This is a genomic window from Pseudoalteromonas sp. C2R02, assembly GCF_018860845.1.
GTDB lineage: Bacteria > Pseudomonadota > Gammaproteobacteria > Enterobacterales > Alteromonadaceae > Pseudoalteromonas.
This window is the reverse complement of sequence record NZ_JAHKQC010000043.1, coordinates 44,009-70,202: the sequence shown is the minus strand read 5'-3', so window position 1 is coordinate 70,202 and position 26,194 is coordinate 44,009. Positions and strand designations below refer to the sequence as shown.

Annotated in this window: 21 protein-coding genes; 11 read left to right on the top strand and 10 right to left on the bottom strand. The window is 35.0% G+C overall.

Annotation, left to right across the window (positions count from 1 at the left end; genetic code table 11):
- Positions 1-50: 50 nt before the first annotated feature.
- The 3 genes from KO527_RS21275 to KO527_RS21265 all read right to left on the bottom strand — a co-directional run bounded on the left by KO527_RS21275 (position 51) and on the right by KO527_RS21265 (position 5,676).
- Entirely contained in the window at positions 51-314 is a 264-nt protein-coding gene (locus tag KO527_RS21275) for a DUF2999 family protein (RefSeq protein ID WP_216042256.1), read from the bottom strand.
- A gap of 366 nt (positions 315-680) precedes the next feature.
- Positions 681-2,792, bottom strand: coding sequence for an EAL domain-containing protein (locus tag KO527_RS21270; RefSeq protein WP_252733961.1), 2,112 nt, complete (start codon positions 2,790-2,792; stop codon positions 681-683).
- Between the two features lie 208 nt (positions 2,793-3,000).
- Complete coding sequence (locus tag KO527_RS21265) at positions 3,001-5,676, bottom strand: insulinase family protein (RefSeq protein WP_216042305.1); 2,676 nt, start codon at positions 5,674-5,676, stop codon at positions 3,001-3,003.
- A gap of 220 nt (positions 5,677-5,896) precedes the next feature.
- Here KO527_RS21265 and sixA point away from each other — a divergent pair, with 220 nt between their 5' ends.
- Positions 5,897-6,370, top strand: a complete 474-nt coding sequence (sixA, locus tag KO527_RS21260; protein WP_216042254.1) for a phosphohistidine phosphatase SixA — start codon at positions 5,897-5,899, stop codon at positions 6,368-6,370.
- Positions 6,371-6,418: 48 nt separating this feature from the next.
- Here sixA and smrB read toward each other — a convergent pair whose 3' ends face one another.
- Positions 6,419-7,000, bottom strand: a complete 582-nt coding sequence (gene smrB / locus KO527_RS21255; protein WP_216042304.1) for an endonuclease SmrB — start codon at positions 6,998-7,000, stop codon at positions 6,419-6,421.
- 231 nt (positions 7,001-7,231) lie between these two features.
- On the opposite strand from smrB, the gene prmB reads away from it, so the two are divergent.
- The 8 genes from prmB to KO527_RS21215 all read left to right on the top strand — a co-directional run bounded on the left by prmB (position 7,232) and on the right by KO527_RS21215 (position 15,427).
- Positions 7,232-8,161 (top strand): 50S ribosomal protein L3 N(5)-glutamine methyltransferase, encoded by a 930-nt coding sequence (gene prmB / locus KO527_RS21250; protein WP_216042253.1) that lies wholly within the window; start codon positions 7,232-7,234, stop codon positions 8,159-8,161.
- 66 nt (positions 8,162-8,227) lie between these two features.
- A complete protein-coding gene (gene aroC / locus KO527_RS21245) occupies positions 8,228-9,328 on the top strand; it encodes a chorismate synthase (RefSeq protein WP_216042252.1) in 1,101 nt (366 codons plus the stop codon).
- Between the two features lie 116 nt (positions 9,329-9,444).
- Positions 9,445-9,969: an elongation factor P hydroxylase gene (locus KO527_RS21240; RefSeq protein WP_216042251.1), complete on the top strand. Its 525-nt coding sequence runs from the start codon at positions 9,445-9,447 to the stop codon at positions 9,967-9,969.
- Positions 9,970-9,974: 5 nt separating this feature from the next.
- Positions 9,975-11,102: an ATP-NAD kinase family protein gene (locus tag KO527_RS21235; protein ID WP_216042250.1), complete on the top strand. Its 1,128-nt coding sequence runs from the start codon at positions 9,975-9,977 to the stop codon at positions 11,100-11,102.
- A gap of 82 nt (positions 11,103-11,184) precedes the next feature.
- Positions 11,185-11,463, top strand: coding sequence for a YfcL family protein (locus KO527_RS21230; protein ID WP_216042249.1), 279 nt, complete (start codon positions 11,185-11,187; stop codon positions 11,461-11,463).
- A gap of 765 nt (positions 11,464-12,228) precedes the next feature.
- Positions 12,229-12,498, top strand: coding sequence for an OadG family transporter subunit (locus tag KO527_RS21225; protein ID WP_216042248.1), 270 nt, complete (start codon positions 12,229-12,231; stop codon positions 12,496-12,498).
- A gap of 11 nt (positions 12,499-12,509) precedes the next feature.
- Positions 12,510-14,288, top strand: coding sequence for a sodium-extruding oxaloacetate decarboxylase subunit alpha (gene oadA / locus KO527_RS21220; protein ID WP_216042247.1), 1,779 nt, complete (start codon positions 12,510-12,512; stop codon positions 14,286-14,288).
- 8 nt (positions 14,289-14,296) lie between these two features.
- Positions 14,297-15,427: a sodium ion-translocating decarboxylase subunit beta gene (locus KO527_RS21215; RefSeq protein ID WP_216042246.1), complete on the top strand. Its 1,131-nt coding sequence runs from the start codon at positions 14,297-14,299 to the stop codon at positions 15,425-15,427.
- A gap of 299 nt (positions 15,428-15,726) precedes the next feature.
- Here the strand turns inward: KO527_RS21215 and KO527_RS21210 are convergent, their stop codons facing one another.
- Together KO527_RS21210 and KO527_RS21205 are read right to left on the bottom strand one after the other, a co-directional pair.
- Positions 15,727-17,877: a DUF6351 family protein gene (locus KO527_RS21210; protein ID WP_216042245.1), complete on the bottom strand. Its 2,151-nt coding sequence runs from the start codon at positions 17,875-17,877 to the stop codon at positions 15,727-15,729.
- A gap of 112 nt (positions 17,878-17,989) precedes the next feature.
- On the bottom strand, positions 17,990-19,357 hold the full coding sequence (locus tag KO527_RS21205) for a peptidoglycan DD-metalloendopeptidase family protein (protein ID WP_216042303.1): 1,368 nt from the start codon (positions 19,355-19,357) through the stop codon (positions 17,990-17,992).
- A 185-nt stretch (positions 19,358-19,542) separates the two neighbouring features.
- Between KO527_RS21205 and tyrS the strand changes: the two genes are divergently transcribed.
- Positions 19,543-20,745 carry a tyrosine--tRNA ligase gene (gene tyrS, locus KO527_RS21200; protein ID WP_216042244.1) on the top strand — a complete coding sequence of 401 codons (1,203 nt, stop codon included), beginning with the start codon at positions 19,543-19,545 and terminating at the stop codon, positions 20,743-20,745.
- 159 nt (positions 20,746-20,904) lie between these two features.
- Here the strand turns inward: tyrS and KO527_RS21195 are convergent, their stop codons facing one another.
- The 4 genes from KO527_RS21195 to KO527_RS21180 are packed head-to-tail and all read right to left on the bottom strand — an operon-like array spanning position 20,905 to position 24,050.
- Positions 20,905-21,726, bottom strand: a complete 822-nt coding sequence (locus KO527_RS21195; RefSeq protein ID WP_216042243.1) for a cobalamin-binding protein — start codon at positions 21,724-21,726, stop codon at positions 20,905-20,907.
- Complete coding sequence (ampE, locus tag KO527_RS21190; protein ID WP_216042242.1) at positions 21,710-22,696, bottom strand: regulatory signaling modulator protein AmpE; 987 nt, start codon at positions 22,694-22,696, stop codon at positions 21,710-21,712. The genes KO527_RS21195 and ampE overlap by 17 nt, the downstream gene beginning before the upstream one ends.
- On the bottom strand, positions 22,697-23,404 hold the full coding sequence (mtnN, locus tag KO527_RS21185; RefSeq protein WP_216042241.1) for a 5'-methylthioadenosine/S-adenosylhomocysteine nucleosidase: 708 nt from the start codon (positions 23,402-23,404) through the stop codon (positions 22,697-22,699). It lies immediately after the preceding gene.
- Between the two features lie 55 nt (positions 23,405-23,459).
- Positions 23,460-24,050, bottom strand: a complete 591-nt coding sequence (locus KO527_RS21180) for a DUF2726 domain-containing protein (protein WP_216042240.1) — start codon at positions 24,048-24,050, stop codon at positions 23,460-23,462.
- A gap of 264 nt (positions 24,051-24,314) precedes the next feature.
- Here KO527_RS21180 and KO527_RS21175 point away from each other — a divergent pair, with 264 nt between their 5' ends.
- Complete coding sequence (locus KO527_RS21175; RefSeq protein WP_216042239.1) at positions 24,315-26,123, top strand: hypothetical protein; 1,809 nt, start codon at positions 24,315-24,317, stop codon at positions 26,121-26,123.
- Positions 26,124-26,194 lie beyond the last annotated feature (71 nt).

Below are 26,194 nucleotides of genomic sequence, written 5' to 3'. Positions count from 1 at the left end.
AGCTTAAATACTAACTTTATATTTGCTAGTAAATATATATTAAGCTGAGGTTATTTATTTAAACCTTCTTTTAACTTTTCTTTTGCGGCTTCAACTTTAGAAAAATCAAGACCTAGCTCTTCAACTGCTTCTTTAATAAGGTTTGGATTTGTCATCACTAAACCCATAATTTGCTGAAGCTTCTCTGGCGCTATGCCCATAGTTTGGATCAAAGCCATTGCCATCATAGGGTTTTCTGTTAAGGCTTGGAAAAGCTCTTGCGTTTTTTCTTTACTTATATTTGATTCATTTAAAATTTGAATTATAGGGTTCATTTTGAGCCTTTTAATGAGACGGTAGAATATAATGCCAATTCCAATAAATATGTGAGCAATCTAAATGGTCTAAATATACAATAGCTGCGTTGCCTACATGGATGCAGGTACTAAGATTTAGTCTGGAACTATAAACCTGTGCTTTCAATCCCAATAGCCAGCTATTGCTCAATCAAGCGTCTTGCCTACATGGATATAGGTACTTAGGTTTAGTTTGGAACAAAAAACCTATGCTCTTGAATATTTATCCTAATTTATATTAGATCACTAACTTAATAGAATTGCTATAAGAGGATTTTACTACAAAAAAGCCCATTAGAATAATCACATTGTTAAATGTTTTATCTATGAGCGCTTGTACTTTAATTATGAGCTAACTAAACTCAATCGAGATTGGGGGTTGCCATTCTGTTTTAATAAAAAAGCTTCAAATTGTTCTGCAGATAAAGGTTTTGAATAATGATAACCTTGTAATATCTCACAATTCAGTTCATTAAGAATATCTATTTGATCTGAATACTCTACACCTTCTGCTACAACATCTAAATCTAAGTTATGGGCAATTGTAACAATAGAATCAACCATATTTCGCCCTCGTTTTGAGCCGATATCATCTATAAAAGCTTTATCAATTTTTAATGTATTAAGCGGGAACTCTTTTAAGAGTGCCAAAGATGAATAGCCAGTACCAAAGTCATCCATCGCTAAATGTATACCTCGGGCACTGAGTGACTTCATTATGTTGATAGCATCTTTTGGATCGTCCATTACCGTACCTTCGGTGATCTCTAACTCTAAGAAATATGAAGGTAAATTGTGTTTTTGTAAAATACGGTCAATACGCTGGGTTAAATCAGGTAATGAGAACTGCTTAGCAGATAAGTTAACTGCTACTCTGCCATTAAAGAGTCCTTTATCAAGCCACTGCTTAACATCTCTGCAGGCTTTTTCTAAAACGACTTCACCAATTTCAATGATTTGACCCGTTTCTTCAGCGATTGGAATAAATTGAACTGGGCTAATAAGGCCTTTTTTAGGCGTGATAAAGCGCACTAAAGCTTCCATTCCCATTAACTCACCCGTTTTCAGGTTCATTTTTGGCTGATAAAACACACAAAATTGATCTTCTTTTAAACCGTAGCGCATTAAGTTTTCAATTTGCAGGCGTTTCACTGCTTGTTTGTTCATTGTATCATTGAAAAATAAATAGCGATTACCTTGCTCTTTAGCATGATACATAGCGGTATCTGCATTTTTTAATAATATTTCAGGGCTATTACCATCTTCAGGAAATAAAACAACACCGGTGCTTGATGTAATTACAAGCTCATGGCCAGACATATGAAATGGTTTAATTATTTCGGCTAAAAACTCTTTAGCAGTACGGGTAATAGTATGAATATCATTTGTATTGGTCATGACTAAACCAAATTCATCGCCACCTAATCTATAAATACTATCTTGTTGTCTGGTTATTTTACTGAGTCTATTTGCTAAGCGGCATAACAACATATCACCAAGTTGATGACCTAAAGAATCATTTATTTTTTTGAAATTGTCTAAATCAAATACCAGTAACGCATGATGTGTACGTAGATCTACTAACTTTTTGAGATTACTAAAAAATGCGGTTCGATTCGGTAAACCTGTTAATCTATCTCTGTTCGATAGTTTTTGTAGTTCTGATTCAGCTTGTTTTCGTTCACTAATATCACTATATAAAACAATAAAATGAGAAATTTTACCTGTTTTATTTTTAACGACATCAATAGACATATCAATTGGAATAAGCTTATTCTTTTGGTTTGGTAATTTTAGCTCTTGTTGCCAATGGCCTTTTTCAGCTAATACTTTTTTGAGCTTTTCTATATAAGTATCTTTATAGCCATGTAAAGCGAAACGTTTGCCAATATATTGTGCTTTTTGGCCGCCAAAAGCTTTTAAATAACTTGGATTTACTTCTACAAAATTAAATGATTTATCATAAATAGCGATAGGGTCTGATAAATTTTCAATACATTTAGCAAATAAATTTAAATGCTCTTCAGTTGATTTAATACGACTAATATCTTTAACCGTACCAGTCATTCTTTTTGGTTTTAAATTAGCTGTATGTTCAATTACTTTGCCTCTATCTAATACCCAGCGCCAGTTTCCTAAATTATCTTTAGTTCGGTAGCTGGCTTCAAAAAAAGAGGTGTGTCCTGAAAAGTGTTGTTTAAGTAATAAATCAACTTTAGGTAAATCTTTTGGATGAATATGTTTTCTATTAGGTGGTGTTGTTACGTTTTCATCTTGCTCTATAAACTGACCGTCATTCATTCGGTTCATTTCACCGGTCGAAATATTCCAATCCCACAAAGTATCACCACTACCAACTAAGCTACTTTTTAGGCGCTCTTCAGAGTGTTTTAATTCTTTTTTTGAACGTCTTAGTTTGTATATGCCAAATAACGCAATAGGGAGGGATATAGCCATGAAAATAATAGGGATAGCCGCAATTGATTCAACAACACTTACTTCTAAACAAAAAGCCGCTGAAGAATAAAATAGCACAAAAAAAACACTAAATTTTAAGGTATATTTATTTATAGTTTGCATAAGATGCAACTTTTACCTCGTTATTTTTATTTTGACCTCTCACACTAATGTAATGAAAGCCTAGTGTCAAAGGCTTCTAGCATTTTTAGCTTTTTGAACTGTACTCTATTCGCGCTCTATCTTTACTAAAGGTCTCTAATGCGTATTGGTACATATCTTCTTTTGAAAGAGATTTTAATGATTTAACCAATCTGTTTTGCATTGTAAATTTAAAATCTTGATTCTCTAAGCACAACCAATAACGTAAAGATCTGAGTCTTAAATTTTTATCTTTTTCTTGTACTTGCGTTAATAAACCTTGCTTGCTTTTAATCCAGTTATCATCAGACATGCTTCGAATCGTTTCTACGTATTGGTTTGTAAAACTATGAGTATGTTTAATTAATTCGTTAGCATCAACCTCTGGAGATTGAATGTAAAAAGCTATTCCCGCTCTGCTATTGAGAGGCGCATAACCTGTTCCAACAAGATACCCCAGCTGTTTTTGTGTTCTGAGTTCTTGGAAGAAATCTTGTGATATTAAGTGATTCAAACACATCATTTTTACTTTTTCATCAACACTATTTGAAAGCGCTTGGTAATAAATGACCATAGCATGGTCTTCATGGGCTAAAGCAAAAGTTTTGAGTATAGGTTTATCTAAAATAGTAGTAGGGCGATTTAAATCATCTATCGGCTTTTGTTTATTGAGGTGTTTTTCAATGACAGAGTTAAACTTAAAGGCATCTTGCTTTTGCCAATTACCATGTAATAAAGCTTGAACATGAATTTCTTTAAATAGGTGTTTAGTGAAAGCTGTAAACTCTTCAAAAGTGACTTGCTTTAATGCATCGGCTAAAGATTCAGGTGTTGGATTCCAAGGTAATAATTTAGCACTTAAAAAACTGAATAATTGACTCACAGGTTTATTATGATTACCTGCGTTCCAATGTCGGCAAAGTTGCTTTTGATATTCTTCAAAGCGCTGTTGCTTAAAATCACTATTAAATAACTTAGATAGTAGTCCTTCAACTAGGCTTAACTGATTGGTTGAAATACCGGATGTATGTAAAGTTAAACCGCCTTGGTGAATAGATAACTGATAACTTAAACCTGCTAATTCTGCTGGATAAAAGTCTTGAGCAACATGATCCATAAATAAATCACTAAATAATCTTGTTAACGCCATATTTGTTACACTTTGTACTGCAAAATATGAGTCTAACGCCATATAAAAGTGACCTTTTATAAGCCTAAACTCTTGCTCTTGCTGATACCAAAACTCTATACCTGGCTGACATATTAATTTTTCAGGAGCTTGGCTTTTAGCTTCTAAAGGCAGTAAATGGATTTGATTGGTTAAATAAGGATTTGGTTTCGGTAATTGCATTTCATCAACAGGCGTATTGATGCCTTTAAGAGTTTCAATCCATTGTTTATCAATTGATTCGCATTTATATGGTGTCTGGTACCAAGCTGCTTTTTTATTTGTTTTCACATCAGGATGAATTAATACAATGCGCATATTATTTGGTTTAAGCCAGTTAAGTACTTTTAGCCATTGGTATTCATTGAAACCGTCCATTAAGTAGTCACCTTGCACATAATCCTCAGTTGGATAGTGATGCATATTAATACTTAGACCATGAACAAAATCGATGACTTTAGATTTTTCTTGGTTTTCAAAAGCAATTTGTAAAAGTGATTTTTTATCATTATATAAAGGTATCAAGGTATCTAACTGGTGTTTTAATAAGGGTAAAAAAGCAAATATTGTCTCTACGATATCCTGATAATGATCAATTCCTTCATCGGTTAATGAAATGCTCAAATTGAAGTCTTTGAAGTTACTGCCATTTATACCACCGCCGGCTGTTAAACTGTTGAGCCAGCCTTTTTCTTTTAAAATATCGTATAATGAGCCTTTGCCTTCATAACCTAAAATATGCGCCATAAAACTGACCGTTTTATGTTTATAAAAGGTATCAATATTCGGCATAGCAAAACTGACGATAAGTTTTTGCATATGTTTATGTGGCTCAATATAAATTAACTTTTGTAAATGCTCAGTTTGATATAAAGGCTCTGATATAGGCACTTTTTTTATATTTATATTATTTAATTTATCGAATAACTCTTCAACTAGGGCTATTTGCGTATCAATGGGATGTCCAGAGCATAAAACTAATGTCATTCTTTTTGCGATGTAATGTTCATTGAAAAAAGCTTTGATTTCTTCGCTGATACATTGATCTTTATCGGCTAATGTATTTGAACTGCCTACAGAAAATTTAGAGAAAGGGTGCTTTAAATTAACGGTTTCTTTATGAGCTTGATAAATCCTTCTGCTGTCATCTTTAAGTTTTAACTTAAACTCTGCATCTATTGCGTTTCTTTCTTTATTTGTAGCGGTTGTGCTTAATAATGGGTTGATAAAAAACCGGCTAAACTGTTTGAGGGCATCGCTAAAGTATTGGCAATCTATATCAAAAAAATAGCTAGAGTGTTCGGTGCCAGTCCAAGCATTACAACTACCACCATGTTGACTGGTATATTTAGAAAATGCGCCTGGTTCTGGATATAAATCGGTGCCCAAAAATAGCATATGTTCTAAAAAATGTGCTAATCCTTGCCTTTCTTCAGGGTCGTCAAAATGTCCTGCGTTCACAGTCAGTGCCGCGGCGGATTTATCGCTATCTAGATCTTGGGTAAGTAAAACTTTAAGACCATTGTTTAGTGTAAGACTGTGATAAGTTCTGCTATCATTATTACTAATTTTTATGGTTTGTTTCAAAAGATGGCTCCAAATCAGAATTTACATACCCTTAATGTAAATGTCGGGTATTTAGGAGCTTTTTGCTGACAGCTTCAGGTGGTTATTCTTTTTGCCTGAACATTAAAAGCACAAGTTTTTTACTAGGTGTATTAGTAATATAGCTGAAATTAACCAAGCCTGGCTATTCTTTTCACTTTAATTTTTATTAGTAGCGAATGTATCCTAAATGAAAAAGATCTTTATTATGCGACATGGTCAAGCATCGCCTATGTGTGCCGATGATGCGAGCCGAACCTTAACAAACTCTGGTATCAGTGAAGTCGAAGCCATGAGTAAGTGGCTTGAAAGAACAGCTTCTGTTGATGCCGTTTTAGTTAGTCCCTATGTCAGAGCGCAACAAACATATCAATTGATGAAGCAAGGGCAAAACAATATAAAATTCGAGCAAACATCCACAGATTTCATTCCTGAAGCAAGCCCTGCTCATACTTGTGACTTTTTACAGGCTTTAATTGCATTGAATCCAGATAATCAAAATTGGTTAGTGGTTGCCCATATGCCTTTGGTTAGTTACTTAGTTGGCGAACTTTGTCCTGGTAAAATGCCTATATTTGATACGGCAGCGATTGCTTGTATTGAATATGATGAGGATAAAGGCCAAGGTGAATTAGTGGGTTTAAAGTCACCAAATAGACTTTAAATGAGATAAAGCGTAATAGATTAATCGCTTCATCTCATTACTTAAAACTTAAAACTTAGGATTTGTAGGTTGGTTTATCACAACTAATAAAGCACCTTTACCGCCAAATTCTAACGGTGCTTGATGCATCGCCAGTATATCAGGATGTTGTACTAAGTAATGCGGCACCTTTTGCTTTAATATATATTCACCAATACCGTGAACAATACAAGCACAGCGATAATGTTGTTTTTTACATTCAGCGATTAAAGCGATGAGCTCTTCTTTGGCTTGTTCTTTATTTAAACCATGTAAATCAAGTACGAGTTCTGGGTAAAAATCACCTCGCCTTAACTGTTTTGCTAAATACGTATCTTGACCTGGCTGAACATAGCTAATAGTGCCATTATTTTCTAAGTTAGGCACGTATTCATCGGAAAAATAAAACTCAGCTAAGCGTTTTTTCTTTGCTTCTTCTTCAATTTCATGTTTTTTTTGTAGGGTATTTCGCTTAAAAACAACTTTATCTTGTTGTAATTTTTTTGTGCCACCAAACATATCTTTAAATAAATCTGCATCATCCTCTGGCAGGGCGTTAGGCTCAGATGATTCGGCGCGCTTTTTGGCTTCTGCATCCGCTTTTTGTTGCATATCTTTCACTATGCTTTTTTTGATTTGTTGCAATTCTTTTTTCATGGCACAAGTTTAATTAAAAATAGCTAAAATCTCAAAAATAATATCAAGACAATATTATTTATATTCGGATATATAGCAAAGCAGCTCAAATTGCGCTTTTCACTGGGAGTTAATTCCAACTGAAACTCGCATCTTATCCTTGCTTGGGTATAATGGGGGAATATAATATCGGTCAGTTGAAATACAATGAATGAAGCACAAATAACGCCTGAAATACTCAATGAAGCAATTAATGAACTTGAAACGATAAATGACTGGTTGCGTTTCAGTGCAAGTCAGTTTTCTCAAGCAGGATTGTTTTTTGGTCACGGTACTGATAATGCATGGGATGAGGCTGTTAGTTTAATTTTACCTTCGCTTCACTTACCTATAGATATGCCTCGAGATGTTATAAGCTCAAAATTGATCACCAGTGAAAAACAACAATTAGCAGCACTGATAGAAGCCAGAATTAATCATCGAACACCCGTGCCTTATTTAACAAATCAAGCATGGTTTGCAAGCCTACCATTTTATGTGGATGAGCGTGTATTAGTACCAAGATCACCATTTGCAGAGCTTATTAATAATCGTTTTTCTACTTGGTTAGAAGATGGTAAGCCAACAAATCGTATCTTAGATATGTGTACAGGCTCAGGTTGTATCGCAATTGCACTGGCTAAAGCATTTCCGAGTGCGCAAGTTGACGCGGTTGATATTTCTTATGAAGCGCTAGAAGTGGCTGATTTTAATATTCATGAGCATATGGAGTCAGATCGCGTTTTCCCAATACAGTCAGATGTATTTAGTGGTGTACCAGGTCAAAAATATGACTTAATCATTGCAAACCCACCTTATGTTGATGCCGAAGATATGGCTGATTTGCCTGATGAATTCCATCATGAGCCAGAATTAGGGTTAGCATCAGGCGATGATGGCTTAGATGTTACGCGCACTATTTTAGCTGAAGCTGCTGAACACTTGACTGATAATGGATTATTATTTGTCGAAGTAGGTAATTCTATGGTACACATGGAAGCTATCTATCCAAATATGCCATTTACGTGGTTAGAATTTGAAAATGGTGGTATAGGTGTATTTGTATTAACCAAAGAAGAATTGGTTGCACATATTTAAAAGGCGTGTGATTAACAGTCACATTTAATCGAATATTGATAATTTTTATGGGAATGAGGAAAATCAATGGCAGGTAATAGTATTGGACAACTATTTAAAGTAAGTACGTTTGGTGAAAGCCATGGTATTGCTTTAGGTGGTGTTGTAGATGGTTGTCCAGCAGGATTAGAAATCACTGAAGAAGATTTACAAGTTGATTTAGACCGAAGAAAACCAGGACAAAGTCGTTATACCACACAACGACGCGAAGAAGATAAAGTTCAAATTTTGTCAGGTGTTTTTGAAGGTAAAACCACTGGTACAAGTATTGGTTTATTAATTAAAAATGGCGATCAACGATCGCAAGACTATGGCAAAATTAAAGACGTATTTCGTCCTGGCCATGGTGATTATACTTATTGGCATAAATACGGTATTCGAGATTATCGTGGCGGTGGTCGTTCATCAGCCAGAGAAACAGCGATCCGTGTTGCTGCAGGTGGTATTGCTAAAAAATATTTAAAACAGTGCCATGGCATTGAAATAAAAGCATGTTTAAGTCAGTTAGGACCAATAAAAGCAGAGCAATTTGATTGGGATTTAGTTGAAACAAATCCGTTTTTCTTTCCTGATGAAACTAAACTTGAAGCACTAGATGAATATATGCGAGCGCTTAAAAAGCAAGGTGATTCAATTGGTGCTAAAGTAAAAGTAGTTGCCTCTAATGTACCTGTTGGATTAGGTGAGCCTGTTTTTGACCGTTTAGATGCTGAAATTGCTCATTCATTAATGAGCATTAACGCGGTAAAAGGCGTTGAGATGGGTGATGGTTTTGATGTTGTAGAACAAAAAGGTTCAGAGCATAGAGATGAGTTAACCCCTGAAGGTTTTAAATCAAATCATGCCGGCGGCGTACTTGCTGGCATTTCGACTGGGCAAGATATTATCGCATCAATCGCATTAAAGCCGACTTCAAGTATTACTATACCAGGCCAAAGCTTAAATACAGATAATGAGTCAGTAGATATGATCACTAAAGGTCGTCATGATCCTTGTGTTGGTATACGTGCAATCCCAATTGTAGAAGCGATGCTCGCAATTACTTTGATGGATCACTTATTACGACAACGTGGGCAAAATCCACATATTAATTTAGAGCATGGTCCAATTCCGGGCAGCTTTAGTTAAAAATGCTATAAATAACACATAAAAAACACTACTCATATTGATATAAGTAGTGTTTTTTGTTTTTACTATTTTGTAAAATGAACACTCGTTTTTAGGTTTAAACCAAGTAATATTTTATGCACCAAATATCCGACTTAATTTCTATTTTTGATAATACATTCTATCAAAATTATCAAACTCGACTTATTCGAGGTGATGATGAGCCTATCTATCTTCCTGCAGATAAAGAAAACAATTTTCACCGAATTATTTTTGCTCATGGCTATTACGCCAGTGGGCTGCATGAAATAGCGCATTGGTTAATTGCAGGTGAACAACGCAGATTGATCGAGGATTATGGGTATTGGTACTGTCCTGATGGCCGCACTGAAATCGAACAGGCTGAATTTGAAAAAGTAGAAATAAAACCACAGGCAATTGAGTGGGCATTATGTATGGCTGCAGGGTTTAAGTTTAATGTATCTGCAGATAATTTAAATGGCGAACAACCTTGCAGAGTGAGCTTTCAACAGAAAGTGCATCAACAAGTTTTAACATATATCGAAAACGGGTTTTGCCAAAGAACACAAGCGTTATTAAAAGCATTTAGTGACTTTTATCAAACTCCTTGGCCACTAACAGAACAAAGATTTAACTGGTAAATACAATGAAAAAATTTAAGTTAGGTTTAATAGTCAACCCTGTCGCTGGTTTGGGCGGTAGTGTTGCGCTTAAAGGCAGTGATAATATGAGCCAACAAGCATTTGAATTAGGTGCTGTGGCAAAGTCAAACCAAAGAACACGCGCTGCACTTGAAGTTTTACTTCCCTACCAATCAAAAATGGAAATTTATACGGTTACTGGATTAATGGGTGAGAAGGTAGCGAGTGAACTTGGTTTTGTTACGCAAGTTGTTTATCAATCTAAAGAGGAATCTACTGCTGAGGATACCGAAAAAGCGGCACAAACTTTAAGAGATAAAGGTGTTGATCTTATCCTGTTTGCGGGTGGAGATGGCACTGCTCGTAATATATGCCATGCAGTGGAAGATACTTGTGTTGTATTAGGTATTCCGGCAGGGTGTAAAATTCACTCTGGTGTTTATGCAATTACACCAAAAGCAGCAGGGCGTGTCGTTGAATTATTGGTAACAGGAGAGCTAGTTACAGTTCAAGATGCAGATGTAATGGATATTGATGAAGTTGCATTTAGACAAGGTAGTGTAAAAGCAAAAAGGTATGGTGAAATGCAAGTACCTTCTGAGCTGAGATATATACAAAGCGTTAAAAGTGGCGGTAAGGAAACCGACGAACTTGTATTAGATGATATTGCTGCTTATGTTGCTTCTCAAATGGAAGATGATGAGAAATATATAATAGGTTCAGGCTCTACAGTTGCAGCAGTAATGCAAGAAATAGGTTTAGATAACACGCTACTTGGTGTGGACATTATTGAAGATCATGAACTAATTGCATCCGATGTTACAGCTAATCAACTTGTAAAAGTAATTAAAGAACAAATAGAGCAAGGATTAAAAACCAAGTTAGTGATCACTTTGATTGGTGGTCAAGGTCATATATTTGGTCGAGGTAATCAGCAATTAAGCCCAGAAGTAATTAGGTTAATTGGTAGAGATAATATTATTTTAGTGGCAACAAAAACTAAATTACAAGCTCTTAACGGCCGTCCTCTGATAAGTGATACAGGCGACAATGAATTAGATGAAGCACTAAGTGGATATATTAAAGTGATCACTGGGTTTAATGATCATGTTATGTATGCGGTTGGTAATTAGAAATTATAGCAACTTTAATAAGTTAGTGATCAAATTTAAATTGGTCATGTATTTATTGGAATTGGTATCAATAGGAACAAAAATGACATTAAAAGAATATGTAGATCAGGCGCAAACATTTTTTGAACATTTAGTTGAAACAGCCTCTGATGATGAGTTATTTGCTGGCAGCTATATTCAAGGGCACTTCGATCTTGCTGTTGGTTATGCACAGCTAGAAGAGTTAGCGCTTACAATTGAAGAGCTTAATAATAATATTGAAAAGTCTTTAGTAAAAGCCTATCGAGGCGGTGAGTTATCTGATGAAGATAAGGCACATGTTGTTGCTGTATGGGAACGATTGAAGGACATTTCTGAATAAACTCGTTTTAAAACCACAGACATTTATAAGCTCTCTAGCTGTTTCACTTATTATTTTGTTAAATCAGCCTGATAATAAGTAAAAATAACAAGCTAGAGAGAATTAAAACCCTTCAAACTATAAATAATAAATATCATTAAGCTGCTCCCCTTGTTTTATTAGTTTTAAACTTAATCATGCCATTATTTTTTTGAACAAATAAAAGCCATTAAAGCCAATTTTAGTCAGTTATAAGTCATATTTTACCGACATGAAAATTTTGCATATTAACTATTTATGCTATTTGTTGGCATTTCTAAGAAATAAAATAACGCACTAAAAGAATTAAAACCTCATTTCTTGACAAAAATGTTAATTTTTAAATGTGTGTTTTTCAACCTGAATCTTTACCAATTTTAATGCCAGCTAAAAAATTAACTAGTTTTGTCAATATATTAGCAAAAAAATACTTTTAAGATTGACGTTAACGTAAACGTCACATCATTCAAATTAATAATTATTATAATTTAATCTTATGATTTATAAGACATAATATTTTTAGTATATATCAATGTAAAAATATTGTGCTTTACTGTTATTGAAAAATTAATTGGTTTTACCAATTGACAATATTTGCGTGGTAATTATCATGTTTGTATAAATAATGTGAATTAAAGCTTAATTATTTGACCTCGATTCAGGTTTTTGAGTTTCAGGGGTGTTAATTAATTCACAGTTTTAAACTGATTTAAGTTAAGATTTATTGTTGGGAATGAGGAAAAGAAGATGGATATAACATCTTTGTTATTAGAGGCTGCCAATTTAATGCTTACCGGCATGGTAGTTGTTTTTGTTTTTTTACTGTTGTTGATTTCAGTCGTTAAATTAATGTCGTCTGTATTAGCTAAATATGCTGAAGATCCAGTAACAAATAATAAAACCAAAACACAAAATACAATCACGACTAAATCGTCAACTGTACCTGCTGCTCACTTAGCTGCAATCACAGGGGCAATTCATCAGTACAGACAACAACATGGTCACAAGAAATCATAAGGGGTTATTCTATGTCTAAATTAAAACTTACCGAGTTAGTATTAAGAGATGCACATCAGTCAATTTTAGCAACTCGACTTCGTTTAGAAGATATGCTCCCGATTGCCGAAAAACTTGATAAAGTGGGTTATTGGTCAATGGAATCTTGGGGTGGTGCAACATTTGATGCATGTATTAGATACCTAGGTGAAGATCCTTGGGAGCGTATTAGGGCATTAAAAAAAGCAATGCCTAATACTAAGCAGCAAATGTTATTGCGTGGTCAAAACTTATTAGGCTACCGTCATTATGCTGATGATGTTGTTGAAAAGTTTGTTGAACGCGCTCATACAAATGGTGTTGATGTTTTCCGTATTTTTGATGCGATGAATGATGTTAGAAATCTTGAAACTGCAATTAAATCAGCTGTAAAAGTAGGTGCTCACGCACAAGGTACAATTTCATATACACAAAGCCCAGTTCACAATTTAGATACATGGCTAACCCAAGCTAAACAGCTTGAAGATTTAGGGTGTCATTCAATTTGTATCAAAGATATGGCCGGACTATTAAGACCATATGAAGCTGAAGAGTTAATTCTTGGCTTGAAAAAGACAGTAGATGTGCCAATAGCGATGCAATGTCATGCCACTACGGGTTTAAGTACTGCAACATACCAAAAAGCAATCGATGCGGGTATCGATATGCTTGATACCGCAATTTCATCTATGAGTATGACTTATGGACATAGTGCGACTGAAACTATGGTTGCGATTGTTGAAGGCACGGAAAGAGATACAGGTTTAGATCTACCATTATTAGAAGAAATTGCATCTTACTTTAGAGATGTGAGAAAGAAATATGCTCAGTTCGAAGGTAGCTTAAAAGGGGTTGATGGTCGAATTTTATTAGCTCAAGTACCTGGTGGCATGTTAACTAACATGGAAAGTCAGTTAAAAGAACAAGGTGCAGCAGATAAATTTGATGAAGTATTACTAGAGATCCCAAAAGTACGTGAAGACTTAGGTTACATACCTCTTGTTACGCCAACTTCACAAATTGTTGGTACACAAGCAGTTTTAAATGTATTAACGCAAGAACGATACAAATCAATTAGTAAAGAAACTGCTGGTGTACTTAAAGGTGAATATGGTTCAACACCAGCACCAGTAAATAAAGCACTGCAAGATAAAGTACTAGATGGTGCAGAAGTCATTACTTGTCGCCCAGCAGATTTATTAAAACCTGAGTTATCAGAACTTGAAACTGCTTTATTAGCTGCTGCTAAAGAAGATAATATCTCACTTGCAGATGAGCAAATTGATGATGTTTTAACTTATGCATTATTCCCTCAAATTGGTTTGAAATTCCTTAAAAATAAAAGTAATCCAGACGCTTTTGAACCCGCACCTTCATTGGAAAGTGCACCTGCGGTATTAGAGCAAGCACCAGCACCTGCGTCAGGTAAAACCGAGCGTTATAGCGTGCAAGTTGAAGGCAAAGTTTATGATGTTGTGGTCGCACCTAATGGTGAGCTTAAAGACGTTGTTGCTTCATCAAAACAAACTGTTGCCGCAGCTCCTGCCGCTGCAAGTGATGCTGAAGATTTAACCGCGCCATTATCTGGCAACATATTTAAAGTACAAGTGAAAGCGGGTCATCAAGTAGAAGAAGGTGAAGTTGTTATTATTTTAGAAGCTATGAAAATGGAAACTGAAATAAGAGCAACTAAAGCGGGCACTGTTGGCGAAGTATATATTTCTGAAGGTGACGCTGTTTCAGTTGGCGATGCCTTGTTGTCAATCGCTTAGGAGCTGTTATGGAAGGATTACTTAATCTATGGCAGTCTACTGGGGTTGCCAATATAGGATTTACACAGTTAATAATGATAGCGGTAGGGTGTTTATTATTGTTTTTAGCAATAATGAAAAATTTTGAACCTCTACTATTAATCCCTATTGGTTTTGGTGCAATACTAACAAATATACCACTTGCTGGTATGTCTGAAGTAGGCGGTATGCTTTATTACGTCTATAAGATTGGTATTGATTCAGGTGTATTTCCATTAATCATATTTATGGGAGTAGGCGCGTTAACTGACTTTAGTGCATTAATTGCAAATCCTAAAATGTTATTGTTAGGGGCTGCTGCACAGTTTGGTATTTTTGCTACTTTATTTGGGGCTATTGCACTTAATTATATTCCTGGGTTTGAATTTACATTACAAGATGCTGCAGCAATCGCTATTATTGGTGGTGCAGATGGTCCGACAGCAATCTTTTTAGCTTCTAAATTGGCTCCTGAACTATTAGGTGCAATCGCAGTTGCTGCATATTCATATATGGCATTAGTACCATTAATTCAGCCACCTATTATGCGTGCATTAACTAACGAAGAAGATCGTAAGATTGCAATGCCGCAATTACGCCATGTATCAAAAGTGGAGAAAATAACTTTTCCGCTATTGGTATTAGTTTTAATCATTATGTTTTTACCAGCAGCAGCACCATTAGTGGGCATGTTCTGTTTAGGTAATTTAATGAGAGAGTGTGGCGTTGTAGACCGTTTAAGTTCAACTGCACAAAATGAGCTGATTAATATTACAACGATATTTTTAGGCTTAGGTGTAGGCTCTAAGTTGGCTGCGGAGTCGTTCTTGACGATTGAAACTTTAGGTATATTAGCTTTAGGTGCCGTTGCATTTTCAATAGGCACTGCATCTGGGGTATTAATGGCTAAAGTGATGAATCGTTATTCTAAAACGCCAGTTAATCCACTTGTTGGTGCTGCAGGTGTATCAGCAGTACCAATGGCTGCTCGTGTTGTTAATAAAGTTGGGCTTGAGAGTAATCCGCATAACTTCTTATTAATGCATGCTATGGGTCCAAATGTAGCTGGTGTATTAGGCAGTGCAGTAGCAGCAGGTATCTTGCTTGCAATGGTAGGTTAATTTCAGAAAGAGTGATTTATACAGACTCGTTTTATAAATTAAAGTTTTAGGGCTCAACCTCCCGACCTTTACCGCGCGATATTTTATAATATCGCGCGTTTTTTTATTTTTAAGATAAGTGATAATATAAACCTATCTTAAAAAGCAAAGGATCAAACATGCCTCCCGTATTAATTATTTTATTAAGCTTATTTGTTGCACTTATCATACTTGTTCCATTGCTAGAAAAGTTTTCGCCTAGAATGTCAAATGAGCAAATGAGTCGTTACCAAAAATTTATTTGGCCTTTATTGGTGATATTAATCGTTACTCAGATCATATATAGTTTGATTTAAAGCCATATCTCGCGGTTTAGCGATATCATCAAAACGATAATCGCATACACCATCAGGATAAATTTCTTTTAGCTGATCTATATATTGAGTCATATCTTGAACACCATAAAGCCCTAACTTTATTGCTTGCTCAACTGACATGGTTTTACATTTAAAGATACTGCCTTGCCAAGGGCCGCCTGCTTGAATTCGGCTGTTCGTATAAATAGGGTAAGTTGAAGTGCATTTTCCATGAGGCTTATTATTCCAATCACCATCCCATACCTTAATACCCTGAGCGATTACGTTGCCATCTTTGTCATAACAGCGATCGCTCGTTTGGTTTTGTAGTTGCGTTGAATCGCCCTTAAGTAACCATTCATCCATGGCTAAAAATGCTTCCTCTAATGGCGTATGATCAGGGTGAGCAATCCATATTTTATGATTTTTTAGATTTTTAGTTTGCTGTGAAATACGCACTCTAGTGGCAAATGAAGTCGAGATATGATGCATATCTAATTGAGGCTCTAAATAATGATGGATGTCTATTGTAGGAATATCGTTAAAGCCAATAAAAACTTGTCCATAGCGATAAGCATTTTCAATGGCTTTACTTGATGCTTTTGTGCGTTTAGCAGGGCCTTTTTTTGCTTTATAAATGTTGTGTCTACTCCACTGGGTCATCCAAATAGGAATTTTGGTAAAGGGCAAATATACTAACTGCTCTTGTTTCATTTTCCGTTGCGGTTTCCAGCCGCCAATATTGTAATTTAAATGAATGAACTCTTTGGGCGAAATGATATTTTTTTGTAAAGACGATAACCCGTATTGTACGCCTTGATTATCCCAAGCCGAATTAGCAAAGCCTTGTTCATCTTTTCCTAGTATATTGATTAAATCTTGCCAATAACTCCAATGCGCTTGACGCTTAACCTCAGGAGAGAAAATATTTTTTATAAACCCCTGATCTGGGTTATTAATTAAAGAACTTAAGCCAAAATAGCCATGAATACATTCACTGTAATTTTCTGGGATATATATCTTTTTAGCGTTGGCCAATTGATTGAATGGATAAAAAAACCAAGATTTATGTTCGATTTTTGCATTATTAAAACCTTCTATGGAGCGTTTTTTATCTGCAACATCCCACTCTTCTAATGAGCTTTTAAAGGTGTAATAGCTATTTAATAAATCACAATCCAAGGCATATAAAGTTTGACTGATCATATCAGGGTATGAATATAAGGGCAGGGCACCATCTATTAACCCTTTGCTATTCTGTGCTAAAAGATATTGTGCTAACCCGCCCCCTGAACCTCCGATACCTACTGTATATAAAGGTTCACCATATAACGAAATAAACTGTTTTTTTACTCTTCTAGCGGTATCTTCGGCTTGCAGCATATTATAGCTAAAGCTGGTTTTATTAGCTGTGCTTGAAATAACAGCATAGCCTTTTTTAAGTTGTGATATGCGCCTGCTGATCAGTTTTTTAGGGTTTAGTTTTCCTTGTCTAAAACCTATGCCCACACCCCCTGCAAATTGATATATCAACTTTTTATTCCATAAAGAGTTTAATAATCTATCGGGCATTTCATTTATTTTAATCGGCATCACAATCGCATAGATATATCTATTAATTGTGCCTTGCTCTATGCGTAGTAATAAATCATCAGCTCTTATGTCTTTAGCGTCGTGTATTTGGCTTATTTTATTACCATTGCTGACTTTAAAAAATCTTAATTGGCTTGGTATTGAACAATCCTTACTAAAACCGAGCACTTTATGTGTTTTTGCACCGTTTGAATCAAGTTCAAAAATAGGCATACCAAGTAACTCTTGGTTATCAACCAAAGGCTGACCCAAACCTGATGCTTGGGTATGGCATGAAAAAGGGTAATTTAAATTACCAGAAAATAATGGCAGGGTGGGACCCACTTCTCCTAATTCAATTGGAAATTTTGTCGGATCATTCGGTCTAGGGCTATTTCTTATATGACTTGTTACTTTGAGCAATGGCGCTTCTACCGATGGCGCAATTGATAATACCTGCTGATCTTCATAGGGATTAAAGCTGCAAGTAATAAGCGTGAGTATAATAAATAAAGAGATTAAAAGCTGACTAAGTATTTTCATCACCACCTCCTGATATTAATTTAATTATAGGAGGTGGTTGGGAGTTTTGGACTAAATTTTAAATTAATATTTACACTCAGGGCAAAAGGGGATGCCCTGATTTTATCAATACCTATTTATCTATCATAGAAAGTTGCAATTCTCGATTACGACTGAGTTTTGCTAGGTAGTCATCTGCAATTGGCTTAAATTTAGCTAATTGAGATTTAGGTAATGATTGCGATTTAGGTAACTTAACGGTTCTAGGGTTACGATGAACACCATTTACTAAAAATTCATAATGTAAGTGAGCACCTGTTACTTGCCCTGTAGCGCCTACGGTACCAATTAATTGACCTTGTTTTACTTTTTGGCCTTTTTTAACCTTGCGCTTATGTAAATGCAGGTATTTAGTGACGTATTTTGTGCCATGTTGAACAAATACATAATTACCATTAAATCTACTGTATCCCGCTTTTATTACTTTACCATTACCAGCAGAAACAACTGGGGTTCCTGTTTTTGCAGCATAATCTATGCCTCTATGAGCTTTAACTCTGCCTGTTACAGGGTGTTTTCTGCGAGGGTTAAAGCTTGAGCTAATATACTTGAAGTTCACTGGGGCACGTAAAAATGCCTTTTTCATACTGCGACCTTGTGCAGTATAAAAATTGCCATCAGTGTGTAAAATTGCGCTGTACTTTTCACCTTGATTAATAAACTCTGCTGCAAGTACTTGACCTGTACCTATATATTCACCTTCAATATGTAGGGTTTCATAAATCAGAGTAAATTGATCGTCTTTACGAATATCGTTTGCAAAATCAATATCCCAACCAAAAATATCAGCAAAGTTCATGATTTGTTTGTCATTTAAACCCGCATCAACACCTGCATTCCAAAAATTAGAAGTAATAAGACCTGATGACGATTTAGTGCGTTTTTCAATCGTTTTTGATTGTATTTGTGATTGGTATTTATCTTGAATATTAAGACTGATTAATAAAGTGTCAGTTCTATTTAAGATATATTTCAAATGTGATAATTCACCAGCTGGATTTTTAGCAAAACTGAGCGTATCGCCTGGATGTATTTGTGTTAGTTTTTTTGTGTTTTTATCTGAATTTATTAGTTTATGTAATGTTTTAGCTGAAAAGCCTGCACGTTTAAAAATAATCGCTAAATTATCGCCTTTTTTAACTTTAAAATCTTTAAAGTTAATAGACGTATCAACCTCAGGTATTACTTGAACTTTGGTTGTATTCGTCTGTTCAATTTCTGTTTTGGCAGATTCTTCAAGTTTTTCTTGTATTTTAGGTGTGTTCTTAACAACTTCAAGATCTAAATTATAACGCTTACCAATTTCTAAAATTTTAGCATCATTGTCTTTAGAAGCTGTTGCTTGTTCTGCTGGGATCAGCGTAAGTCCTAACATTAAAGTAGACAAACCTAATATGACTAACTTGTGTTTTTTCGGTATTTTTTGTACCGCTTTTACCATCATTTTTTTGTATCTACCTAAATGATATTGTATAACAATATTTCAGCATATAATGATTTTTGTTCAGATACCAGAATTTTGTGTAAATATAGCGAGGTATAGCCGTATAAACTAGGAGAATAATAAGCTAGAATCGAGGCATAGCGTTATAAGCCTAAAAGCTAAAATATTATTTGGAGTATTTGATGAGTGATTTACAAGCTGCGTTTGCTGAAATAAAACGTGGTGCTGAAGAAATATTAATTGAAGATGACTTACTTGAAAGATTAAAGTCGGGAAAAAAATTAAAAATAAAAGCGGGTTTTGATCCAACTGCACCTGATTTGCATTTAGGCCACACTGTTTTAATCAATAAAATGAAGACATTTCAAGATTTAGGTCATGAAGTTATCTTTTTAATTGGTGACTTCACAGGTTTGATTGGCGACCCGACGGGTAAAAATGTAACTCGTAAGCCATTAACACGTGAAGATGTATTAGCTAATGCTGAAACATATAAAGAGCAAATCTTTAAAATCTTAGATCCAGCTAAAACAACCGTTGCTTTTAACTCTACTTGGATGGAAGAGTTAGGTGCAGCTGGCATGATCAAATTAGCAGCACGTCAAACAGTTGCACGTATGCTCGAGCGTGATGATTTTAAAAAGCGTTACGCAAATAACCAATCGATTGCTATCCATGAGTTTTTATATCCTTTAGTTCAAGGATGGGATTCTGTAGCATTAGAAGCGGATGTTGAGCTAGGTGGAACAGATCAACGCTTTAACTTATTAATGGGTCGTGAACTTCAAAAAGATGAAGGTCAAAAGCCACAAACTGTATTAATGATGCCGTTACTCGAAGGTCTTGATGGCGTTCAAAAAATGTCTAAATCTTTAGGTAATTACATCGGTATTACTGATAAGCCAACAGAAATGTTTGGTAAAATCATGTCTATCTCTGATGAGCTAATGTGGCGCTATTACGAATTATTAAGTAGCCTATCTTTAGGTGAAATCGAAGGCTTAAAAGCTAAGATAGCTGCGGGTACAAACCCAAGAGATATCAAAATTGATTTTGCTAAAGAAATGATTGCACGTTTTCATTCGCAAGAAGATGCAGAAGCTGCACATCAAGATTTCATTCAGCGTTTTCAAAAGAAAGCATTACCAGATGAAATTCCTGAGCTAACTATCACAATAGATGGTGAAGAAATTGGCATCGCTAACTTATTAAAAGAAGCAGGTTTGGTTGCCAGTACTTCTGAAGCGATGAGAATGATCAAGCAAGGTGCTGTTAAGCTAAATGGTAAAGAAAAAATATCTGATACTAAGCAAACATTTGATAAAGGGTCACAAGAAATTTATCAAGTAGGTAAACGTAAATTTGCCAAAATTACAATTGCTTAAAATATCTGCTGCGCATTTACATTGTAGCTACTGCGTGGCAGTAAATTGACCATGTAGTAAATTATAAAAAAGTGGGACTAGTCATGTTATTCAACATTAATAGTCTCACTTCATCAAATTAAATGTAAAAAGCTACAGTGCGATTCTAAATAAAATTTTTTATTGACTTAATTTACATAACTCTTCAACGCCAATTAATACCCTTCTAGTAAACCTATGCAAATGATCTGGGTTGATATTAAATACTTTCTTATTTTTAACTGCGGTGATCATTGGTAACGGATCCCAAGTTGTTAATTGCACGCTATTATCTGATTTTTCAGAAATAATAATAATATCAGGGTTATGCATTAAAACTTGTTCTTTATTTACCGTAGGGTAGGGTACTTCATGTTCAGCGAATGGATTATCAAATTGGCAAACATCCATCAGGTTTTGGATCCAGCTGTCGCCATTTGCGGTGATCAAAGGGGAATGCCAAATTTGAAAAAATGCTTTTTTCCTTGGTATATCTTTAAATCTGGCTCTTAAATCTGCTAAATCCGAAAGGTACGCATCTGTTACTTGTTTTGCTTTATTTTGTGTATTTGTAAGTTCACCTAAACGTAGCATTTCAGTTGCGAGACTTTCAAGTGTTTTAGGCGTTGAAATGAAAACTTCAATCCCCAAAGCTTCTAGCTTTTCAACTTGACCTAACACATGGCTATTTTGCCATAATAATACAAGGTCAGGCTCTAGCTCGATTAACTTTTCTAAATTGATACCATTAACATCAGATACAACGGGATGTTTTTTTGCTTGTTCAGGGAAGTCGCTATAAGCACTAACAGCTACAATATTTTCACCTAAACCTAAGCTATAAGCCCATTCGGTCAAATGAGGTGCTAGGGTCGCAATTCGTTTATTTGTTTGTGCTGAAGCGTAATTATTAAAACTCACAAGTAATAAGATAATAGCGGTAAATTTAGAGGTTAAACGCAAGGTAAATACTCACTTTAGATAAAATAATAAAACAAAACCACAATACTTTTACGCGGTTTATAAGTGTTATGGCATGTTTAATACTAGGTAATGTAGGTACAGGGTACTGTCCTACACGTATTTTTGCAAAGTGAGTTCCACAATAGAATGCTGGTCCGCCAAGTTGTATTTTTAATGCTGCACTCATACAGCTTAATAGCCAGCCCGTATTTTTATGATAAAAATGATTGCCGTAATGGTTTATATAATGAAAGCTCATTTTTGTTTCTTTACTTAAAGCAATGCAAATAGCCACGATACGAATAGGTAACCATTCTAAAATATATGTGAGATTGCGAATTGGCTGAATAAAAGGGCTGTTTGGTAGATATTGCTTACTCCAACTGGCATGCATTATGGTTAAAATTCTATAGCCTAAAGCAGCAATAGGACCGCCAATCAAATAAAAAAATAAGACTGCAAAGTAAAGTCTGGTGCTTCGTAAGGTTAAGGCTTCAATTGCAGCTTTGATCAACCCAGGCTCTGATAAGTTTTTAGTTTCTCGTCTAAGCCACACTCTGAGTAAATCTCTTGCAGCAGATTTTTGTTTTTGCCTTAATAGAAGCGGCAACCTATTAATTGATTGTTCTAATTTTTGACTTTCCAAACACAAATATAAAATTAAGCCAGATAATAATTCAGGGTAAGATGCAAATATTAATAGCCCATAACATAAGGCTAAAATGACCATTAAGGGTAAGATCGCAGCTAAAGAGCCAGATAAAATTTGGTAGTTCTTAGCGTCGTTTTGTTTATAAACACGTTTTTGTAAATTTGAAAAAATAACAAATAATAATGTAGCGGGGTGGTATGAGCGCGGTAAAGTTAGCCAACGCTCAGCTGTAAGAGCAAGTAATAAAACAAAAATCTCTAGCAGTTCATGCGAACTTGCAGAATCTGTCAAAAATATTTGTTCTAATACGTCAATCACTTATAGAGAAACCGTTTGAAGTTTTTCTAATAGCGCAGTCACCATTTTTGATGAATTTTCTGAAGCTTTAACTAGGTAGCTTTCAAATGATTCTGGAGATTCTTTGCCTGCGATATCAGATAAAGAACGAATAACTACAAATGGTGTATTTAGTTGATAACATGTCTGTGCAATTGCTGCGCCTTCCATTTCAACTGCAAGCATATCAGGGAATTGTGAGCGAGTAACTTCAATACGTGCTGGATCACACATAAATGAATCACCAGTACATACTAAGCCTGTCATCGTTTTAATACCTTGCATTTGTGCAATTGCATCTTTAGCTGCACTGATTAAAGCTGAGTGTGCTTTAAAACCTGCAGGCATATTTGGTACTTGGCCCATTTCATAACCAAAAGCTGTAACATCAACATCATGATGACGTACTTCTGAAGCTATAACGACATCGCCTACATTTAAACTTGGTTCAAACCCACCGGCCGAGCCGGTATTAATGACACAATCAGGCGAAAAAGATTCAATCAATAAAGTTGTCGCAATACACGATGCTACTTTACCTATGCCTGATTGCACTAATATGATGTCTTGATCTGCAAGTTTACCCTCATAAAAAGTAAAGCCTGCTTTTTGTGTTACAGCAGTTTGTTCCATAGCATCTTTTAAAATTGCTACTTCCGGTTCCATTGCGCCAATAATGCCAATTTTCATTTACTTAACTCTAAATAATATTTTTATATATTATACTCAGTTGTTACAAAAATAGCTAAGCTTGAACAAGCCCTGTAGATTGCGTTTTAACTTGGGATGCAGATAAAACCGCTGGTTTGCTCGAAGTACGTGCCTTTACCATAGGTTTTTTTGGTGCTGACTTACCAAGTTTAAACATAATTGCTTGTCGTACTTCTAATGGTTTATATCCTGCTTTTACTTTCATTCTGATATGAGGAATGCCTGCTGATTCTAAAGCACCATTAACAAACCAATCTTTTTGTGCTTTATGTCCTTGTTTATTGTTGTTATTCACTAAATCGATCGCAGCAACAATATTCATGGTTTCTTTATCAAGTAATACATAATCTAATTGTTTATTTTGTGCTTTAGTTAATGCGACACGTTTTGATTTTGAAGTCGTGTCAGATTTAAAATCAATCACGTCAATTAACTTTACACGGCTAACAATTTTGTATTCGTTGCCAATAGCACGCTCTAATAAACTCAAAAAGCCTTTTTCTATATGGGTATATAAAGTCTCTTTTTTAGTAAAAGGGTAAGGGTTTCCACTATCAGTGAGTTTAGTTGTGACCATAGAAGCAATAACAACTAAAACCAAGATCGACAATAAAACAAACTCCATAAATACACTCCAACATCAATAATTTGACACTGATAATAAAAATCAGTGAATATATAAACTTAATAAGCATGATATATGCCAAAATTATTCTTTTTAGTATGATGAGAAATAATTGCGCTTGATATTTTTTATTGTCAATAATCCATATATGAAATTGCTAGAGATATTGATAGAATGCGCTTTTAAGGTTAATAGAATGGAGATGTTGCTTCATTTTAATACTTAATGAAAATTGATTTTAATAATAATAAAAACGGTATCAGTATGAACTTGTTCAAAACTAAAATAAGTGTTTTAGGTGGTTTGTTTTTGTTGGCAAATCTGAACGTTGCTAGCGCTGCAACGCCAGATTTATTTTTATTTGGACAAAACTTATCTTTTTGTTCTAGCGAAAATTTACAGCACTGCTCCAAAGATAAAAAGGCAGATGGATTCAGTGAAAACGCAAAACAACCGGCTATTTATACCATAACCGAGCAGGCTCTTGAGCGCTTAAATGAAGTCCCTTGGACTGACCAACCAGAATTAAAACAGCAAACAATTGCATTATTTAAAGTATTAAAACCACAATTAGATGATAAACAGCTTAGTGAAAGACTATTTGTTCGCATGTTACGCCGACAAAATTTTAGCTACTTAAATGAAGACCTCAAAGGTAGAGATGTTTGGTCAAATTTATTTGAATTTGAAAAACAAAATTTATTTGATTTATTAGAGCAAAAGCAATCAACCAAGTCAGGTAAGCGCTTAAATACAGCTGTAGATATAAAATCAACTAATAATCAATCAGCAATTTTAGCTTATAAAGCTTTTTATAAAGCAGCATCAGCAGTCTCAGGGAAAAAGAGAAAGCCTAGAATTGCCTTTATTACTGGTAATGATAGAGACCCTTATAAAAATGTAGATTATTTTCAGAATCTTTTTGAGCAGTTAGGGTTTGAAGCTGACTGGCTCGCAATTGACTCTGCTATGCAAACCGCATTAGTGGCTAAGCAATATGATTTAACATCGTGTGATAGCTTAGAAGAGTTTCAAATAAAGAAACTGGCAAGTTATCGCCGAAAAGTTTTATATCCAGACTTATTTAAACAGCAGGTATCTCAATGTAAAAAGAAAGATGCATTTATTGACACTTTAAAAAAGTCTGATGCACTTTTTATTGCTGATGGTAGTCCGCTTTTAGCATTTCATAGTTTTTACTTACCAACAGGTGGAAAATCTGAGTTATTAAAAAAAGTTGAAGAAATGCTAATACAAAAGCAAATAATACTCGGATTTGAAGGTAGTAGTATTCATGGTTTAAGTAATAAGTCGACGATATTCTCAGGTGATGGTTTACAGGTCATGTTAACGCCTTCAACAGTGATGAGTTCAGGTAATGAAGCATGTAACTTAGGATTAGATTGTATTGCCCTAGAGTCTGAAAAAAACTTGGGTTATCTGAATTCTACTGTCTTTAATATGTTCCCATGGGGTGTATTTGATACTCAAACTAGTTCACTAGCACGCCAGCCACGATTGATAAAAACGGCAATAGAGACAGATAACCGTTTTGCTTTTGGCTTGGATAAAGGGACGAGTGTCGCAATATCTCGCAGTAAGAATGAAAATGGTGAAACAGTTAAATTTGATGTTTTAGGTAAAGGTGGCTTCTGGATTTTTGATACGCAAAAAGAGGGCAGGCAAATAAAGTTGCAAGCATCGAGTATAGAAATGGAAGAGTTTACAAGTTACTATTTAACTCATCAAGACTCTATAACACTTAGAAATGGAGCACTCTCTGTTGATTTTGCAAGTTGGAAGTTTACAAACACCACAAATGCTCAAACGCCAACAGTGACATCATCACAACCTTTTGCACGCTATAACTTCTATAAGCTTAATAATATGTTATGTAATACTGGTGCTATGCAAGCAAAAGGTACAGGCGCTATTCAAGGTGTTGATTATAGTTTATTACTTAAACGTGATGCTTCAAGTACTGCTCGTAAGGGAATAGTTTCTTTAGACAGTAAAAATCTAAATACTTGTTCTTTTGCAAGCATCTCAAGTCAAATAAAAATACTTAATTAGTATAATTATTAAGTACAAATGATGATGAGTTGATTACAATAGAGGGGTTTTTAATTTAGAGCCCCTTTTAC

Bases quoted from the DNA above. Each gene is read 5' to 3' on its own strand.
- KO527_RS21180 (WP_216042240.1), bottom strand. From the start codon at position 24,050: ATGGAGTTTGTTTTATTGTCGATCTTGGTTTTAGTTGTTATTGCTTCT.
- KO527_RS21205 (WP_216042303.1), bottom strand. From the start codon at position 19,357: ATGGTAAAAGCGGTACAAAAAATACCGAAAAAACACAAGTTAGTCATA.
- oadA (WP_216042247.1), top strand. From the start codon at position 12,510: ATGTCTAAATTAAAACTTACCGAGTTAGTATTAAGAGATGCACATCAG.
- KO527_RS21225 (WP_216042248.1), top strand. From the start codon at position 12,229: ATGGATATAACATCTTTGTTATTAGAGGCTGCCAATTTAATGCTTACC.
- KO527_RS21275 (WP_216042256.1), bottom strand. From the start codon at position 314: ATGAACCCTATAATTCAAATTTTAAATGAATCAAATATAAGTAAAGAA.
- aroC (WP_216042252.1), top strand. From the start codon at position 8,228: ATGGCAGGTAATAGTATTGGACAACTATTTAAAGTAAGTACGTTTGGT.
- mtnN (WP_216042241.1), bottom strand. From the start codon at position 23,404: ATGAAAATTGGCATTATTGGCGCAATGGAACCGGAAGTAGCAATTTTA.
- KO527_RS21235 (WP_216042250.1), top strand. From the start codon at position 9,975: ATGAAAAAATTTAAGTTAGGTTTAATAGTCAACCCTGTCGCTGGTTTG.
- KO527_RS21175 (WP_216042239.1), top strand. From the start codon at position 24,315: ATGAACTTGTTCAAAACTAAAATAAGTGTTTTAGGTGGTTTGTTTTTG.
- KO527_RS21210 (WP_216042245.1), bottom strand. From the start codon at position 17,877: ATGAAAATACTTAGTCAGCTTTTAATCTCTTTATTTATTATACTCACG.
- KO527_RS21270 (WP_252733961.1), bottom strand. From the start codon at position 2,792: ATGGCTATATCCCTCCCTATTGCGTTATTTGGCATATACAAACTAAGA.
- prmB (WP_216042253.1), top strand. From the start codon at position 7,232: ATGAATGAAGCACAAATAACGCCTGAAATACTCAATGAAGCAATTAAT.
- sixA (WP_216042254.1), top strand. From the start codon at position 5,897: ATGAAAAAGATCTTTATTATGCGACATGGTCAAGCATCGCCTATGTGT.
- smrB (WP_216042304.1), bottom strand. From the start codon at position 7,000: ATGCAACAAAAAGCGGATGCAGAAGCCAAAAAGCGCGCCGAATCATCT.
- KO527_RS21215 (WP_216042246.1), top strand. From the start codon at position 14,297: ATGGAAGGATTACTTAATCTATGGCAGTCTACTGGGGTTGCCAATATA.
- KO527_RS21230 (WP_216042249.1), top strand. From the start codon at position 11,185: ATGACATTAAAAGAATATGTAGATCAGGCGCAAACATTTTTTGAACAT.
- tyrS (WP_216042244.1), top strand. From the start codon at position 19,543: ATGAGTGATTTACAAGCTGCGTTTGCTGAAATAAAACGTGGTGCTGAA.
- KO527_RS21240 (WP_216042251.1), top strand. From the start codon at position 9,445: ATGCACCAAATATCCGACTTAATTTCTATTTTTGATAATACATTCTAT.